The 17,730-nt window shown below is 68.4% G+C and carries 9 protein-coding genes; 4 read left to right on the top strand and 5 right to left on the bottom strand.

Annotation, left to right across the window (positions count from 1 at the left end):
• Window positions 1–16: 16 nt before the first annotated feature.
• Window positions 17–3,859, bottom strand: coding sequence for a prealbumin-like fold domain-containing protein (locus AC57B8_RS23525; RefSeq protein WP_496480911.1), 3,843 nt, complete (start codon window positions 3,857–3,859; stop codon window positions 17–19).
• Between the two features lie 19 nt (window positions 3,860–3,878).
• Entirely contained in the window at window positions 3,879–10,208 is a 6,330-nt protein-coding gene (locus AC57B8_RS23520; protein ID WP_496480910.1) for a hypothetical protein, read from the bottom strand.
• 26 nt (window positions 10,209–10,234) lie between these two features.
• Between AC57B8_RS23520 and AC57B8_RS23515 the strand changes: the two genes are divergently transcribed.
• Complete coding sequence (locus AC57B8_RS23515) at window positions 10,235–10,732, top strand: hypothetical protein (RefSeq protein ID WP_496480909.1); 498 nt, start codon at window positions 10,235–10,237, stop codon at window positions 10,730–10,732.
• Window positions 10,733–10,918: 186 nt separating this feature from the next.
• Complete coding sequence (locus AC57B8_RS23510; protein ID WP_496480908.1) at window positions 10,919–11,107, top strand: hypothetical protein; 189 nt, start codon at window positions 10,919–10,921, stop codon at window positions 11,105–11,107.
• A gap of 209 nt (window positions 11,108–11,316) precedes the next feature.
• Here the strand turns inward: AC57B8_RS23510 and AC57B8_RS23505 are convergent, their stop codons facing one another.
• A complete protein-coding gene (locus tag AC57B8_RS23505) occupies window positions 11,317–14,232 on the bottom strand; it encodes a beta strand repeat-containing protein (protein ID WP_496480907.1) in 2,916 nt (971 codons plus the stop codon).
• Between the two features lie 162 nt (window positions 14,233–14,394).
• Window positions 14,395–15,018 (bottom strand): hypothetical protein, encoded by a 624-nt coding sequence (locus AC57B8_RS23500; protein ID WP_496480906.1) that lies wholly within the window; start codon window positions 15,016–15,018, stop codon window positions 14,395–14,397.
• 889 nt (window positions 15,019–15,907) lie between these two features.
• Between AC57B8_RS23500 and AC57B8_RS23495 the strand changes: the two genes are divergently transcribed.
• Window positions 15,908–16,309, top strand: coding sequence for a GreA/GreB family elongation factor (locus AC57B8_RS23495; protein WP_496480905.1), 402 nt, complete (start codon window positions 15,908–15,910; stop codon window positions 16,307–16,309).
• Between the two features lie 43 nt (window positions 16,310–16,352).
• Here the strand turns inward: AC57B8_RS23495 and AC57B8_RS23490 are convergent, their stop codons facing one another.
• Complete coding sequence (locus AC57B8_RS23490; RefSeq protein ID WP_062472430.1) at window positions 16,353–16,583, bottom strand: hypothetical protein; 231 nt, start codon at window positions 16,581–16,583, stop codon at window positions 16,353–16,355.
• 178 nt (window positions 16,584–16,761) lie between these two features.
• Between AC57B8_RS23490 and AC57B8_RS23485 the strand changes: the two genes are divergently transcribed.
• Entirely contained in the window at window positions 16,762–17,649 is an 888-nt protein-coding gene (locus tag AC57B8_RS23485) for a CsgG/HfaB family protein (RefSeq protein WP_095950180.1), read from the top strand.
• Window positions 17,650–17,730: the final 81 nt, after the last annotated feature.

The raw sequence follows: 17,730 nt of genomic DNA, 5'->3' as shown, positions 1-17,730 counted from the left end.
GCTGACGCGCAAGCCCTCAGTTCACTGTCACCCTGAACCGCACGCTGCCCGTGCCGCCAGGCGCGAGTTGCCCGGTGAACTTCCAGTCCAATGGCCCCGTTCCGCCTGGCGCTTGCGTGGCCGCGCACGCCACGGCCGGCGCAGGCAATGCATTGGCCGGCGTGCGCTTCGTGCATGCGGTCAGCGTCGCCGGGGTCGCGCCTTCCTGCGAGGCGACGAAGCTGGTGTAGACCGGCGTGACGTCGCTCACCGTCAGGCCGCTGATCGGCGTTGCGCCGTTGTTGGTGTAGGTGATGCGGTACTCGAGCGTCTCGCCCGACTTGGCTTCGTTGTTGAGCCCGAAATCGCCGTTCTTCGTCAGGTTGCGCACTTCCTTCTTGAGCTCCAGCGCCGTGCTCGACACGGTCGTGGTGTCGAGCACGAGGTAGCTCGCGCTCAACGCAGGCGATGCGTTCGTGAACACGAAGCTCGCCTGCACCGAGCGCTTGTCGTTGTAGCCGGCGAGCGCGCCGGCCGGAATGAACTCCTGCACCACCACGCACAGGTTCTGCCCCGTCATTACGGGCCTGGGCACCGACGGCGGATAGAGCACCGCGGCGCCGGCCTGCAAGGCGCCGGTGCAGCCCGGGTCGTCGAAGATCCTGGCGCTCCAGCCGTCGATCGGCGGCGTGGCCTCCGCACCGGCCACGCCGAAGCTCACCGTTCCGCCGGTCTGCGCCACGAAAGTGTGCGCGTGGCTCACGCTGCTGCCGGGCGAGCCGTTGCGGGCGCTGTCGGCGCCGAAGCGGTTGAGGGCCACGTCACCGAAGTTCAGCTCGCCGGCCCGGGCTTCGTTCCATGCAAAGGCGATGTGGTCCGGCGCCCCCGCGGCGGTGCGCGTGTAGGTGTAGGCCCGCCCGCCCACGGCCACGCCCGTGCCGGAAGGCAGCGGCGTGGCGCCGACCGACGCACCCGTGGACAGATGGCCCTTCGGCGTCACCTCTTCGACGCACAGCGGATCGCCATCGGATGGCGACGAAGGCTGCGACGGCACCTCCAGGCGGTAACGGCCCGAGCCGTCGGTCACCGCCGTGGACCACACCCCCGCCGCACAGTTGGTGAGCCGCATCTGCACGCCCACGAGCCCCGCTTCGCCGCCGTTGGCCACGCCGTCGTTCGGCACGCCCGCGCCGCTGCCGTTGTCGCTGAAGACGCGGCCGGTGATGGCATGCGCATCGCTGTTGACGAAGATGCATTCAAGGTCCGCACCGGCCACCATCCACTCGGCAGGAATCTTCAGCACATTGCCGGCCAGCACCACCGGCGGCGCCGACGCGGCCGCTGCGGCCGGGCTCGAACCCGACACCCCGCGAATGGGCGACGGCGCGATGACGTCCTTCAGGTCGCGGCAGCTGGCGCTCACCGGGTTCACGGGCCAGCCGGCAGGCGACGTTTCGGTGATGGTGACCGGCACGCCCACCTTGCCGGTGATCGTCTGCGCACCGATACCCCGGCCCGGCGCGCTGACCGTGATGGTGTCGCGGGCCACGCTCAGGCCCGACAGCGCAAAGTCGAAGCGATGGGTGCCGGAACCGCTGATCACTTCCTTGGCGATGCGAAGTTTCGGGTCCCCCAGGAGGACCGCGACCGGCCCCGTCGAGTCATCGCAGAGCGCTTCGTTCGGCAAGGTGGTGCAAAGCGGATCCCCACCACCGCTCAGGTTGATGGAGTTCGTACCACCCAGCGGCCCGACGGCCGTGGCGTCGACGTGCACAGGAATCTCGACAGAGAAGCTACCGGGCATGACACCCGCAGCCACGCTGCAGCGGACGACCACGGAGCCGGCGGGGGAACAACCGCTCAGGACACCCGTGGTATTGATCGCGACCAGCACGGGCGGTCCAGCCAGTGTGATGCCCTTGGGCAAGACGTCTTCGAGCACGAGCGGCGCTGTGGTCGCTGCAAAATCCACAACGACGTCGACCACGTAGAGCTGCCCCGGCGCCCCGACAATCAATGGGTGGGGCCTCGAATACTTGAATCCCCGGATGCGCGTCCCAGCAACCAGTGTGATTGTCGTGCTCGCGCATGGACCGACACCGTTGCACGCGGGGTCCCCGCCCCCCACGGCCGTTGCCGCGTTGATCACGCGCGGCATCGCAGCCGCCAGAGGCGTCACCGGGATGACGAACGACGCGGACGTTGCCATGCCCGCAGGCACCGTGCACGTCACGACCTGCCCGGCCCTGCTGCACCCCGAAGGCAGCGTGCCGATCGTCAAGGAGACCGGGAAGGTGTCGGTGATGACAGTGTTCGCCGTCGTCATCCCGGCATTGGTGCTGCTCAGTTTCAGCGTGTAGCTGGCCGGCAGGCCGACAAGAAACTCCGACGCATCGGCCATCTTTTCGAGCTTCAGCGTCGCCTGTGGCACCACGCGCGTGGGCGGCGTGGTCGCATCGCACGCCTGTCCTGGCGCCGTCGTGCAGGCGGCGTCGCCACCGCCGCTGAGGTTCACCGTGTTCGTGCCGCCGTTGGGGCCCACCGCCGATGCGGCGACGTTCACAGGAATCCGTATTTCGAAGGTGCCGGGCGCGATGCCCGCCGCCACGCTGCAGTTGGTCGTGTTCGATCCCGAGGTCGGGCAACCACTCAGCACGCCGGTGGTGGTTCCCGCCACCAATGTCGGGGCCCCGCGCAGGGTGACACCCGGCGGCAAGGTGTCCATCACCGAGATCGGCACCGCGGTCGTACCGTTGGCCACGGTAACGAGCACAGAGTAGAACTGGTTGGGCGCCCCCACCACCAGCGGGCTGGCGCTGACCGTCTTGGTCGAGGTGATGACGGGCGGAGACGCAGGGGCCACCGGCGTGGTCACCGTGCTCGTGCACGCCCCCTTGGTGTTGCAATTGCGGTCTCCTCCGTCCAATGCCGTGGCCGTGTTGGTCACCTCGGGCACGGCGGAAGGCAGGGGCGTCACCGGAATGACGAAGGACACGGACGATGTGAGCCCTGCAGGCACCAGGCAACCGATGTTCTGGCCTATTCGGCTGCACCACGGAGGAAGCTCGCCGATGGTCAGCGAAGGCGGCACTCTGTCCTCCACCAGCGCATCGCCAGTGGTCTCGACGCCATTCGTGCTCGTCAGCGTGAGTGTGTAGCTGGCGGGCTGGCCCACGACCCATGGGGCTGCGCTGGCTTCCTTCTTGAGCGCCAACTGGGGGTCTGGCGCCACGAAGCACACCACGTTGTCCGACCCATTCGGCTGACCGTAGCTTGGCTCGTTCGAGAGCGTGACGGAAGACACGGATGTTCCCGAAACATAGGCCCATGCAGAGGCTCCAGAACTGGCTGTCGCCCCCTCAAGATTGCCGTCTGCATCGATTTTTACCGGCGCAAGGCTACCCATCTGTGCGGTCGCTGGACCGGGGGCAGGCGTCGTGATCTCCGCCGCAGTGAACGGATAGTGATTTCCGTTGACGGACACCACCATCTTCTCGCACCCATCTGCTGGGTTGCAGTTGAGCAGGTAAGTTCGAACGCTCACGTTCTTCACCGGCACAGAAAAGTTGAACGTGCATGCCTCCCGCACGTTGGGCTTTCCCAGCCGGAGATAAGTACCCCATGCGAACTTGTCCTCCACCCCGCATCCGCCCTCCGTGGTGACAGCGATGCCCCCGTAGGTCCCGCTCTTCCATAGACAGAACTCTGCAGCCGTGGCCTGCGTGCCGATCAGGAGCGAGGTCAGTGCCAGAAAGAGGACGCCGCGCAAGGCATGAAAGAAGTGCGCCACGCCTCTCGCAAGTGCCATCGCACGCGTCCGCACGGGTAGGCAGCGAAGCGCCGTCGCGCAGCGCATCGAATCAGTTTTTTGCATTTTCATTGGCCATTCCTCCGCGACTTCATCGATCGGTCCGCTCGTCTTTCACGGGGGCTGCTGCGCCCGCCGACGCGGCACCCAGCGCCGTCTCGTCGAACTTGAAACGCAGCCGGATGTATGCGCCCTTGCTCGTGTAGTCGTTGGCCGCCAGGTCGCGGTCTTTCAGGCCCACGAAGTTGTAGCCCGCCGACACCCACAGGTCCTTCATGACCTGGTAGCCGACTTCGATGCCCAAGGTCTTCTGCAGGCCGCCGCCCTTGCCGCGCAACAGGCCGGCCTGCACGCCCAGGTCCCAGCTGTCGTTGAGGTCTTGCGTGTAGCGCGCCTGCAGCAGATGCGCCCAGTAGGTGCTGCGCAGCAGGCCGTCGTCGGCGCGCGACCACTTGGCGGCGTAGCGCCCGTTGATCATGGTGCCGGGGCGCGGGTTGTAGTTGAGGTGGGCCGAGACGATGTCGGCGCTGGTGCGCCCGGGCAGCGCTGCGCTGCCGTTGCCCGCACCGAAGACGCTGGCGCCGTCGAGTGCGCCGGTCGAACTGCCGGTACCGGTGACGCGCTCGGAACGGCGCTCGTAGCGCATGAGCGCGTTCCAGGTGTCGGTGTCGACCGGGCGGTAGGCCAGGCCGATCTGGTGGCGCGCCAGATGGTGCGCGTTGCCGGCGTTGGCGCCCTGCCCTTCGCTGGCGCTCATCACACTGCGCGCCAGCAGGCTCCATGACGCATCGATCTTGAAGCCGAAGCCCGCGCTGAACAGGCGCGTGTCTGCGTCGTCGCCGTGGCGGCCTTCGAGGATGCCGCTGGCCTTGATGCGCGCGTCGGTGTATTCCACGCCGCCGGTGATGGCGGTGGAGTCGCCCGTCAGGCCGCTGGCGTGGCCGGTGCCGTTGTTGCCGCTGTTGCGCAGCCCGCCGATCTGGCGCGTGTGCTCGACGCCGCCGGTCAGGCGCCAGTGGTCGTCGACCCGGAAGGTGTTGCGCACGCCCGTGGCGGCCTGTGCCGCGCGCCCGTCGAGGCTGTCGGCCAGGCGGTACTCGCTGTACACGCGCCCGCCCTCCATGTAGGCGCTCTCGATGCCGAGGATGCCCACGTTGTTCGACTGCCCCGCGTTCAGCTCGTACGGCCCGTAGAGGCTGGAGACCAGTTCGTAGCGGCCGTACAGGCGCGTCTTGTCGGTGACGGCGTAGTTGCCGCCCACGGCGAGCACGTGGCGATCGGACTTGCGGATGTCCTGCTCGCCTTCGACGAACACATGGGCCTGCGGCAGGCCCGGCACCTGCGCCGACAGGCGGGCGCGCACGGTGGTCAGGTCGTCGTCGTTGGCGTTGGCCTGGGTGCCGGCGTTGGCCGCCGCACCGAGCGCGGTGACGTTGTTGGCGGCCACGCCGCTGCCCAGGTTGCTGCTGTAGGTGGAGATCTGGCCGTAGTCGAAGCCCGAGCCGCTGCCCAGGCCCACGCCGTTGTGCCCGTGGCGCAGGCCGAACTCGCCCACCAGCTGCTCGCCGAACTTTCGCTGCACGCTGGCGGTGATGCCGCGGCGGGTACCTTCGCGCAGGGCGTCCTGGCCGTAGAGCAGTTCACCGCGCAGCGCGGTGGCGGCGTCGAGCCGGTACTCGGCGCGCGCCGAGGCTTCGGTGCGCCCGGCCGAGAAGCTCGCGCCGGGGTTGTCGAAGCCGGTGCTGGTCTTGCTCGCGAGCGCGGCCACGGCCAGGTCTTCGCCCTGGTGGCGCAACTCGACGCGGGCGCCGCTGCCCTTGCCGTTGCGGTCGGAATCGGTCTGCACCCATTCGCCGGCGACGGTGGTGTGCTCACCCAGGCGCACCAGGGCGGTGACGGCGCCGAGCTTGCGGCGGTTCTCGGGGTTCTCGTCGATGGCCGCGACGACGCCGACCTGCAGGTTCTTGGCCACCTTGAGCTGCACGTCGGCACCGGCCACGGTGAACTTGGGGCCGCCCGCGTCGACCTCGTAGGTGACGCGGATCGACTGCGGGTTGAGGTTGGGGTCGACCGACGCGATGGCGCGCGTGAACAGCAGGCGGCGCGTGAGCGGCTCGACGGTGTAGTCGACGAAGCGCGTCACGGTCGAGCGCTGCAGCACGAGGTCGGGCTGGTTGCGGTCGCGCACCACGATCTCGACCTGCTCGCTGTTCTCGACGAACTCGCCGCCCCGGGCGCCCAGGTAGTACGGGCCCGAGGTGCCGACCGCGCGGAACTCCTCCACCTGCTGGGTCTGCGCGGTGCGCGAGGCGTAGGTGGTGGTGCGCACCTCGCCGTCGTCGTAGACGTGCTTGAGGCCGGTGAGCGAACGGCTGACCTGGCTCAGGCTGCGCACCTCGGTGCTGCTGGCGGTGCTGAAGTCGCCGTACAGCAGGTAGGAGCGGTTCTTGTCGATGCGCACGTAGAGCTTCTGCGTGCTCTGGGCGTCAAAACCCTTCGCGGACGAGTCGCCGTACACGGGGTAGAACTCGTCGGGGCGGATGTCGCGGAACAGGCGGTCCTTGCGCGTCTTGTCGGAATCGTAGGCGGCGGTGAGCAGGTACTCGCCCTTGACCGCGCCCTTGAAGAAGAAGGCAGCGCGCGCGGCCGCGCGGCGCTTGTCGTTGCCCTCGTCGGCCAGGCCGGACAGCTCGGCCTCGAAGGCCGCGCCCGCGGGCATCGCGCCCAGCGGCACCTGGCCGCGCTTGGTGAAGTCGAGCACGCCTTCGACGATGCCCACGCCGATCATCGGGCGCAGCTCGGGCAGCAGCGCCAGGCGCGCCTCGGCCGTGAAGCTCGCGGCCGTCACGCGCAGGCGTGCGTCGCCGGGTTCACCGGGCGGCAGCAGGCGGAAATCGGCCACGCCACCGTCCATGAAGACCTGGGTGCCGGGCTCGGCGGGGTTCAGGTCTTCGTCGAGCCAGCGGCCGCGGTCGGTCTCGAGCGTGAGCTGCGTGCGCGCGGTCACGGGCACGCCGGCCGCGTCGGTCAGGCGCACCTTCACGACGACAGGCGTGCGCAGGTCGGCCTGCGCCGAGGCGGGCACGTCGATGTGGATGGCGCCGAGCTTGTCGGGCGCGGTGACGCTGATCTGCTGCGCCGCGCCGCGCACGTTGCCGAACGGATCGACGGCTTCGAGCACGAGGCGGTTGACGCCGGGCCGCAGCACGATGCCGATGTATTCCCAGGCGCCGATCCGGCGGCTGGCCTGCTCGGTCTTCTTGCCGACGCGGCGCTCCTCGACGCCCTGGCCGTTGACGCTCAGGCGCAGCGCCAGGCCAGCCTCGCCCTTGACGCGCACGTTGAGCGAGGTCGAGGGCAAGGTGTCGCCGTCGCGCAGGTTGATGAAGCCGAGGGCGTTGCTTTCGATGCGAGGCAGCAAGGCTTCGAGGTCGATGGGGCTGGGGACGGCTTGCGGCGGCGCTACAGCAGCGGTCGGCTGCGCCATGCCGCGGGACACGCGCATGCCGGAGAAAAGGCTGCCCACGGGGGATGCGCCATCCGCCGCGGCGCCACCGGTCGCCGCGCCGAGCGTGCTGCCCTGGCTGCCCGACGCGCCGCCGATGAAGCTGCTGGGCGACGCCGGTGCGGTGGGCATTGCGATCAGCGGCGCCGAGTTGGCCTGCGTGTTGCTGGTGCCAGTGCTGCCGCCCGCGCGCACCTCGCCGCTGGCAGGCAGCGCGCGCCGGTCACCCACGGGGACGATCCGGCCTTCGGGGTCCAGGCGCATGCGCACCTGGGCTTCGGCCTCGGTGTCGGGCACGGCGGCGATGGCCTCGCGCCGCGCGATGACGTCGCTCATCACCGCCGGTGCGTCGCAGTTGGCGACGACGAAGTTGGCCTTGTGGAATTCGCCCTTCTTGAGATCGACGAAGCGGCTGTCGGGGCGCCCGGCATTGCGGTTGTCGAGCGCTTCGAGCTTGGCGCCCAGCGGCAGCGTGGTCTGGTCCAGGCGCAGCACGTGGGTCACGGGCTTGAGGCCGTACAGGCTCCACTTGCCTTCGACGTCGGTGATGACGTGCGTGCCGTCTTCCATGTACAGGCGCACGCCGGGCACGCCGATTTCGTCGACGCCCTGCTGGCGGCCGTCGCGGCGGCAGTCCATGTAGACCTTGCCGAAGAGGAAGGCATCGTCGGAAAACACGCCGCCGGTCACGCGCACAGTCCATTGGGCGAGGTTCGACTGCATCGGGCCGGAACTGGCGCGGGCACGGTTGACGGCGTCGCCGTTCGTCGGTGCGCCGACACCGACGCGCACGCGGTAGCGCACCGTTGCGGACTGGTCGATGCCGAGCGCGAGGCCGGGATGGTTGAAGACCAGCCGCGGACCGGCCCCGCCCACGGGATCGGCCGTGGCCGCACCGTTTAGCCGCGCACTACCGGCCACGTAGGCGAAGCCCGGCGGCAACTGGTCGGAGAGACTGAGGCCGGTGACGGGAAAGCCGGTCTTGTTGGTGACGACCAGCGCGTAGTCGAGGAAATCGCCGAACTCGACCTGGCGCTTGCTGCCTTCCTTGCGCAGCACGAGGCCGAGCACGTTGCCCGGGTCGAGCGGGATGTGGTTGTGCAGCACGTCGCAGGCTGCGCCCGAGGACTCGAACCCGGCCTTGAGCGAGAAGTGATGGGTGGTGGGCTCCGCACCCTGCGGCGACGCAGCGTTCGGGACGATGGCGCCGCAGCGGTCGAAGGTACCGGGCGTGGCGGGGATGAGCTGCGAAGGCGCCGCGTAGGCACTGCCCGCGGGCGGCGCCACGCCCAGCGCATAGGTGCAGCTGCCGGTGACCGGCGGCGACAGGAAATAGAACTGGTAGCCGCCGTCGGCGCCGGTGGTCATCGACAGGCTGCCGTCGGCGTTGGCGCGGTAGACGCCGCTGTCGCCGCCGAACACCTCGGCCAGGGCCATCGGCCGGGCAGCGCCGTCGCTGCACGACTGGCGGGTGAAGGTGACGACGGCGCCGGCCACCGGTTGGCGGGTGACGGCGTTGTAGACCACGCCCTGCGGGTCGGCCAGCATGGAGGACGCGCTGCTGGCGCTCGCGGTGACGAGCGCAGCCGACGACGCAGGGGCGGTGTTCTGCTCGAACGCGGCGGCCCAGGCCTTGTTGGTGAACGGCACGCGGGTGCCGTTGCTGGAAGGCTTGCGGGTGACGCGCACGGTGAATTCGATGTCTTCGCTCTGGCCGGGTGCCAGGGCGCGGCTGCCGTCGGTGAGGCCAAGTGCGGCCTGCATCGGCAGCTTGAAGGGATCGGCGCTGGCGGCAGCCTCGCGGTCGCAGGCGGCGCGGCCGGTGAAGCCGGATGCGATCTGCAGCACGCCGTGGCGCACCTTGGGCGCGCCGACGAGTTCCCAGGCGGCGACGAGGCCGTCGGGCTTGTCCATGTCGAAGGTGCAATCGAGGTTGTCGATCACGCGCACGTTCGGGGCCGGGGCTGCACCGGTGTTGTCGACCTTGAAGCGGTAGTCGAGTTCGTAGACGCCCTCTGCCACGCGGCGCGGCTGCGAGACGCTCTTCACGAGCGAGAGCACGGGCTGCTGCAGCTGCACCGGCGTGGGCGAGGTGTCGTTGCCGGGGTTGCCGTCGCCGTCGGCGTCGGGGTTGCTGCCGTTGACGGAGTCGTCGAAGACGGTGGGCGGGCCGCCGGCGGCGAGCGCGGCCTGTGCGCGCACGGTGTTGAGCAGCGTGCCCGCGCGACCCGACACGTGAAAGCGCACGTCGAAACGCACCGTGAACTGGCCGCCCACGGGCAGCACCGCACCGGGTGCGAGCAGGTCCTGCGCGGAGGCCGTGCCGTTGAATGCGGCGTTGACGGCCGCCACCGTGCCGGCCACGCCGTTGCCCGGACCGCCGACGATGGCCAGGGTTCCGGGCACCACGGTGTACTGGCGCGCGCCCGGCACCGCGGCGGTCGTGCGGGTGCCGAACTGCGCGGCGCCCTGCCCTTCGAGCACGTCGGCCAGCTGCACGCCGTGCAGCACGGTCGTGCCGTAGTTGCGCACGTGGACGTCGAAGGTGACGGTGGCCGTGCCGTCGGGTTGGCCGTCCGCGCCGCGGTGCATGCGCGGCGTGGAGGCGGCCTTGGCGACGCCGATGCGGCCCTGGCCTTGCGGCTGCGCCATCGCGATCACCACCGTGTTCGACGGCGACGCGGCGGGCGCGACGCCGTCGTTGTACTGGCTGTGCGCGGTGTTGCGGATATCGCCGGTGTGATCGGCCTTGACCTGCACCGCGAACTGCATGGCGATGGAAGCATTGCGCGCGAGCGCAGTGGGCACGCCGATGGCCACTTCGATCGCCGCGCCGTCTTCGGCGGTGCGATAGCTGAAGTCGGCGTCGCCGGGCATGCGGAACAGGCGCACCGCGCCGGCCGCCGTGCTCTGCACGGCTGCCAGGCAGGTAGCGCGTGCCGGTGGGCACGAGGTCGCGCAGCAGCAGCAGGCTGCGCGGGCTGCCGTTGACCAGCACCTGCGTGCCGGTGGGCGCGGCCGCGCCGCCGGGCTGCGCGTCGCGCGCGCCGGTGTTGGTGCCCGAGATGCTGAAGTCGATGCGCGTGCTGCCGGGCACGACGGCTCCCGCATGGCTGGCCGACTTGACCAGCGCGAGCACGGCGACGCTGCCCACGTCCACCGTGTCGCGATTGCTCGCGCTCGCGCCCTGCAGGGCGGTGATCGCGCTCAGCACCACGCAGGCGCTGCCGCTGGCCGCGGCGGGAATGGTGCCCTGCACCAGCAGTTCGGCCGTCTGGCCGGGCTCCAGCGCGAGCGTGCCGGCGGCACCGGGCAGCAGCACCAGATCGGAGGCGTCGACGACGCCGTTGTGGTTGGCGTCGCGCGCCACGCGCAACGCCGACAGGTCGAGCCCGTCGGCCGGGCACCCCGCGCCGTCGTTGACGAGCCCCAGGGTGTAGCGCGAAGCCACGTTGCCGGTGTTGGTGAGCAAGTGGCTCAGCGTGACGACGGTCCCGGGCGGGCGGTTCACGCGCTGGTCCTGCGTGAGCGAAAGCGCCTCCACGGGCAGCACGCTGGCGGTCACGGCATTGGAGATGGCCGTCTCGCTGCGGTCGAGGCCGGCAGGGACGTAGGTGCCCGTCGCGATGCTGCGGATCACGACGCCGCCGGGCGCGGGCGCCGCCTGCGCGACCGGTGCGAACAGCATGGCGAGCGCCAATGCGATGGCCAGTGCGAGGCTGAAGGCCGCCATCGCGCTGCGCGCGAGCGCCCCGCAGCCCCACCACCGAGGCAAGCCGGCACGCGAAGAAGAAAGAAGAAATGGCACGCGGTGAACCTTCCCTCGCACCTCCCGCTGCGGGAGACACGTCAAACAGTCGAAGAACTCTTTCCTCTGCCGCCTCGAGGGCCGGCAAGGCACGGCTTGCATGCAGCGATGTGCACGAAAGCGGCAGGGGAAACAGGCGAGGCGCCGGGGCGAACCCGGGCCTCGCGGGAAACAGCCGACGGCCCTTGCGGGACCTTCGGCGGCGCCGATGTCAGATCAGGGGTTGATCTGCACGGCGAAGGTCAGCGTGACCTTTCCACCCGGGGCCACGGTGTTGGCCGTACTGCCGCAGCTCACCGCGGTGGCGGTCGATGCAAAGGCCGGCGGCGTCGTACCGCCAATGCCCGGGGCTTCACATTGCAATGCAGGCTGCTTCGCGCTCAGGACGGTGTACGCCGGCAGTGCGTCGTTGATGGCGATGTTGGTCACCGGCACGACGCCTTCGTTGGTGGCAACGACCTGGTAGACGATGCACTGGCCCGGCTTCAGCTGCAGCGACGTTGCCGCAAACCCCGGGACATCAGCCACGCCGTCGCAGTTCGCGTCGGGCGCCTGCGTCTTGAGGACGCGGATCTGGCCGGTGATCACGGCCGTGATGTCGGTGGCCGAGGGCGTACCGCAGTTGGGGGCCGGATCGGTGAAGGTGGCCGTCACCGTCGTAGTGTTGCTGACACCCGCACTCACGCCACCCGGCGCGAACACGCGCACCAGCAGCTTCTGCTCTGCACGGGCCGGCAGGCTTGCCAGCGGACCATTCACCGGCGTGTCGCCAGCATCGATCTGTCCGTCGCCGTTGACGTCGAGGTAGACCGCGGTGGTCCAGCCTTGCGCCTCATCTGCCGCAGGCACCTTGGCTGTCAGCGTGTACGCGCCGCAGCTCTGGGCGCCGATGTTGGTCAGCGTGTGGGCATACACCACGGTGCCGCCGGGTGCGACCTGGCCGTTGTTGTTCGGCGTGAGCGAGGCGCCCAGCTGAAGGGCCGTCGAGGTCACCGTCACGGCGTCGGTCTTGACGTCGGAAGCGATGCCGCCGGTCGAGGCCACCGCAGTGGATTGCACCTTGAAGTAGATCTTCACTGCTGTGACGGCAGCTTGCGAGGAAGGCGGCGTGACGCACGCTTCGACCGCCTGCTGCCCCCCGGCGATGACCGCGAGGTTCGAGATGGCCGGCGATGCACAGGTGCCGCCAAACGCCACGAACTTGACCGTCCAGCCTGCCGGCAGCGCGCCCGGGAAACCGGTCGTCTGGCTGGCGGCAAGGTTGTAGGTCGCGTCGATCACGTCATGGTTCTTCACCCACAGCGTGAAGACCGTGCCGGTGCCGGCACCCGTGTCGTGAACCTGCGTCGGCAACGGGCTGGGGCCCGCCCCGAGGTCACCGTTGGCGACGCCGCCGGTGCCTGTACCAAGCTTCGTGTTGGTCAGGTCGACCAGGGTCTCGATCACGCGCTCGAGGCGGTCTTCGGTCGCATCGATCTTCGTGTTGTCGTTCACGGAGCGACCGAGCACGGTGGCCACGTAGGCGCCGCCCACCGTGCCCGGTGGCAGTTGCACCTGCGTCACGATGTTGAGGCTCACGCCGGCCGGAATCGGGCCTGTGTCGGGAACGCCGTCGCCGTTCGTGTCCAGCAGCGGTGCGCCGCTGTCGGCCGCGAAGAACTGGAAGCTCGTGCCGGCCGGGAAGGTGCTGGCGGAGATCGACAGGTTCACGGCATCCGAGGCGCCGCCCGTGTTGAACACGGTTTGCGGGAAACGGACACTGCCGCCCGTGACAGCCAACGTCTTCGTGGTCAGGTCCTGGCCGGCGGGGTTCGGCGTGCCGGGTGTCGCGTCGAGTGCCGTTGCAGCCGTGGACGGGTTGGAACCCACCACGATGCCGAAACGCGCCAGGACGGTGTAGGCCGCCGGATTGGTGGTCGAGCCGACGGTGCCAATGGCCACCGCGGTGATCGCCGGAGGGGCATTGGCATCCGCGTTCGCGGGGTTGTAGCGGGCCACGTTGGTGGTGGTGGACGTGCCGACCGCCGCGGTACTGTTCACCAGCACCACGAAGCTCAGCGTCTGCGTCACGTTCGGACTCAGCGAAGCCACCACGGCATTCAGCGTGTTGCCGGTCACCTGGAAGTCGATGCCCGACGGATCGCCGGCCGCACCGTCACCCAGCGCCGTGCCCGACGCACCGCTCCACACGGCCGAACCGGTGACGTAGGTCAACCCTGCAGGCAGCACGTCGGACAGCGCGAACTTGCCCGGCGCGCCGCCCGTGTTGTTGAACGTGAGGGTGTAGACCGAGTACTGGCAGTTCGCGTTCGATGCGAGACCGGCTGTCCAGCTCGTGGCGGTACAGGCAGCGGAAGAGCGCGGCCCGCTGGCCGACGGGGCCGGCCATGCGCCGCCGCCAGGTGCGGCGACCAATGGAACACCGATCGCCTTGGTGACATTAAACACCGCATCGGTGGCCAGCTTGACCTCGTCCTTGTCGGCCGCCGAGGTGTTCGGCGCGGTGTACAGCGCCGGGGTGCCCGGGGTGGCGGTGATGGTTGCCGCATCGAAATTGCCGGTGCCGCTGGCCGAGCCCGGGATCGTGTAGGCCACGACGAAGCGGAATGCGCCGTTGTTGCCGGGCACGCTCTGCGCCGGGGTCACCGTGCAGACGTTCGCATCGGTCGCCGAACAGAGCGCCGTCGTGCTGTCGGGCAGCCCGTTGCCGTCGGCATCGGCAAAGACCTCGACGCGCGAGAACTTGCCCGCGTCGGCCTTGACCGTGAGGGCGAAGGTGTCGACGCCATTGCCGGTGTTGGTCAGCACGTGAGGCGCATAGACCGTGGCGCCGGCCGCGCCGGACTTGGTGTTGACGATGGTCGTCGTGACCTGGTTGACGCTGTCGAGCGTGAACGAGCCCACCTGGAGAACGGTGGTCTGCACCAGGTTGGAGGTCGCGACCTGGGTCGTCCCGGCGGCGTCCGAATAGCTGGCGGACGCCTGGTTGCCGATGACGGTGTTGGCGGGCGGCGACGCGGCAAATGCAGCCGGGCTTCCGAAAAGGAAGCCCAGCGTCAACGCTGCGGCGCCTGCCCAGGGCGCGCACGGCTTGCAGCCGCTGGCGCGTTGGGTTGGCTGGGTGGGAATCACGTAGTTTTCTCCTCTGTTGTCGATGAACGGGAACACGAAAGAACCTGGCCGGTACGTTTCGATGGGCGAACGCGTACCTGCCGACTGGCACTCAGAAACAAGAGATCCATGGAAAAGGCGGGCGCCCTCGCCTCGCGCAGCGCGCGAGGGCCGGCGCGGCCTTTACTTGCCGCGCGGGGGCGGCGTGGCGGGCGTGGGAGGCACAGCCGTTGGCGGCGCGCCGGTTTCGACCTTGGCGCGCGCGCTCACGGCGAGGCTGCCGTTTGCGGGCAACTGGCCCAGGCTCCAGCGCAGCATGCGGTACTCGCTGTAGGGAACGGGTTCGGTCTTGCCGCCGGGCAGTTTGCGAACGAGCGGCTCGGGCTCGAAGACGGCGGTCTTGGTGGCGGCTTTCACGAGGCTGGCACCTGGCTTGGCGCTGCGCGGCAGGTATTCCAGCCCCTCGGGGATCGGCAGATCGGCCACGAGGCCCTTGACCGGTTTGCCCGTGTTGTTGGTGTAGGTGGCCTTGTATTCGATGACGTCACCCGGCTTGATGGTGGCCGCGTCCTGGAACTGTTCATTGCCGTCGGGCCCCTTGACCACCTTCGACTGGGCGAGGACGACGGTCACGGCCTGGGTCGCGGCAGGTGCGCGCGGCGCCTCCAGCGAAGCAGTGGGTTGCGCGAACGCGACGGTCGCGGCGCCTGCGGCAAGCAGGACCAGGCCTGCGCGGATCAGCGGGTGGACCGCCCCTGCGCGGCCTCGCGACGACGACAAGAACAAGTCCCATGTGGATGCTGTCATTCAAACCCCAATTAACAATATTTGAAATTCACGCGCAAAATTTGCAATCAACTTCTTATTGCAAACAAATGACCAGCATTGCTTGCAATTAAAGGCAATCGGCCACTTGGATTTTTGCGTACTGAATTCTTATGTCTCGGGGCTTTTATGGCAATCAAACAAAAGAACAGAGGATGCGCAAATGAGACATATTGAACAAACAAAATGCATCCACCATTTCTTTCGACCTGAAGCCCCCTCAATTGAAGCCTTCAAGCTTCTGGGAGAGTCAAAACAATTGAGATTGAATGACAACAATAGCAACCCAAGGCGAAATCCCTATTCATGAAATAATATTTTCAATGAATTCAAACTCATAGAATTAATTTGAAACTACTCATTCGATGCGGCACAAGAAATTATTCATCGATGAATTTCGGAGAAATCCCAGCGCCCAAGAAAATATCTAACTCACAGAAAATCTCGTAAAGATGAGTGCTTGCCCACCCGTTTTCCATCACTCATTCACGTCATCTCGAATCACAGGCTCTTGATTTCAATTCAGGCGTTCTACTGATTGAACCCAGAGATTCCACGGCAATTCCTCGCTGCACCCGTAGGGCCATAATTGGCCAATCTGGCCAGAATCCCCTACACTCGCGCCCCATGGCTCTCCTCTCGCCCCGTCGATACCCTGCGCGCGCAGCCCTGCCCATGGCAGCGGCCGGTCGTCGTGTGGGCGCCGTCGTCGCGGCGGCCACGTCGGTCCTCCGACGCACGTCCGCACATTCCTGAGCCCGGCGGTCCGCTACCTTCTTCTTGATGCGCACACCTTGACCGCCGGGCACCACACCGCGCGGTAGCGACCCTGTCTGTTGGAACGGCGGGTTGCGTTCATCTGGAGTGCTTCATGCTTTCAACCGTTCACGGGGAGCGCACGCTCACCGAACTCGATTACGTCCGTCTCAGCAAATTCGCGGACACGCCTCTTCCTCCGGCCCTGGTCGATCTGCTCGACACGGCCGACATCCTTCCGTCACGGGAAATGCCCTCGGACATCGTGACGATGTACACCCAGGTGGAAATCGAAGACCTGCCCGCCGGACAGCGGCAGAAGATCGTGATCTGCTATCCCGCCGACGCGAACCCGACCACGGGCTTCATCTCGGTGTTCTCGCCCGTCGGCGTCGGCCTGCTGGGCCAGAAGACCGGCGCGGTCGCGCGCTGGAAGACGCCGGGCGGTGGCGAACACAGCGCGCGCGTGATCGCCGTGCTGTTCCAGCCGGAAGCCAGCGGCGACTACACGACCTGAAAGTGCGTCGGTTCAGGCCGGAGGCCGGCGCCCCACCGGCCGGTCAGTGCTGCAGCACGCCGGCGACGCCGGGGCCCCTGCTCTTCGCACTGTCGATGGTCGCGCTGACGGAACTCGTGTTGACCGCCAGCGCCACCAGCACCGCCCCCACGAACGACGGATCGGCGCTGCCGCTGTAGCCCGACGCCCCGGCAATGGCAAGGGCCTGCGCCACCTGTTGCGTCGTCAGTTCGACGGCGGCTTCTCCCACGATATTCCTCTTCTTTGTGGCCATCTGAAAACTCCTGCGAATGGAGTTCGGACTGTAACCAAGCCCCAACAAGCGCCACAAATGTTCCTGACCGTGTGACTTTCGACACTGGCCCGCGCATCGGGCGGCCCGTATCGTCGCGCGGGCGCGGCCCCCGCCGGTGGGGCGGACGCCACATTGTTTTCATTTGATGGACAGGGACATGCCTTTTTCCAAACTCTCTCTCGCCAGCGCACTCGCGGGCCTGCTCGCACTTTCCGGTTGCCAGACCATGGACATGCAGATGGGCGCTCCGGCGGCCAAGACCACGGCCACGGGCAGCGCCGCCGGCGGCGCCACCTCGGGCGAGAGCAGCCAGCTCGAGCGCTGCGACTCGCCGCTCGGCACCGTCTCGCTGATCGAGAACGTCAATGCCGGCTGGTACACCATCCTCACCGGTGAATACCGCCTGCCGCCCACGGCCAACCTGCTGCGCCTGCTGGTGCAGCAGTCGAACTGCTTCGTGGTGGTGGAGCGCGGCGCGGCCGGCATGAACGCCATGACGCGCGAACGCGCGCTGATGCAATCGGGCGAGATGCGCGGCGGCAGCAACTTCGGCCGCGGCCAGATGGTGGCTTCCGACTACGGTCTGTCGCCCGAGATCGTGTTCAGCAACAACGACGCCGGCGGCATCGGCGGCGCACTCGGCGGCCTCGTGGGCGGCGGCCGTGGCCGCGCCATCGCGGCCGTGGGCGCCAGCCTGCAGACCAAGGAAGCCAGCGCGCTGCTGACGCTCATCGACAACCGCTCGGGCGTGCAGGTGGCTGCCGCCGAAGGCAGCGCCTCCAAGACCGACTTCGCGGGCTTCGGCGGCCTCGGTGGCCGCGGCGGTGCCGGCGGCATCGGCGGCTACACCAACACCGCGCAGGGCAAGGTGATCGCGGCGGCCTTCATGGACGCCTTCAACCAGATGGTCCGTTCGCTGCGCAACTACAAGGCGCAGACGGTGCGCGGCCAGGGCCTGGGCGGCGGTGGCCGGCTGGGCGTGGACGGCGGCGCCGCCCCGTCGCAGACCTCGGCGCCGGGCGCCGCCCGCCCGCGCCGCAAGTAAGCGCGACCGTCCATCGTCTTCGAAGTGACCCGGTCCGGATATCGACCGGGTTCACAATTCACCCTCTGGAGGTGAAACACG

This window comes from Variovorax sp. BGA-UO-ETr-C22 (assembly GCF_059567965.1).
Note: the sequence above shows the minus strand (reverse complement) of the source record. Positions and strands in the feature narration are given on the sequence as shown.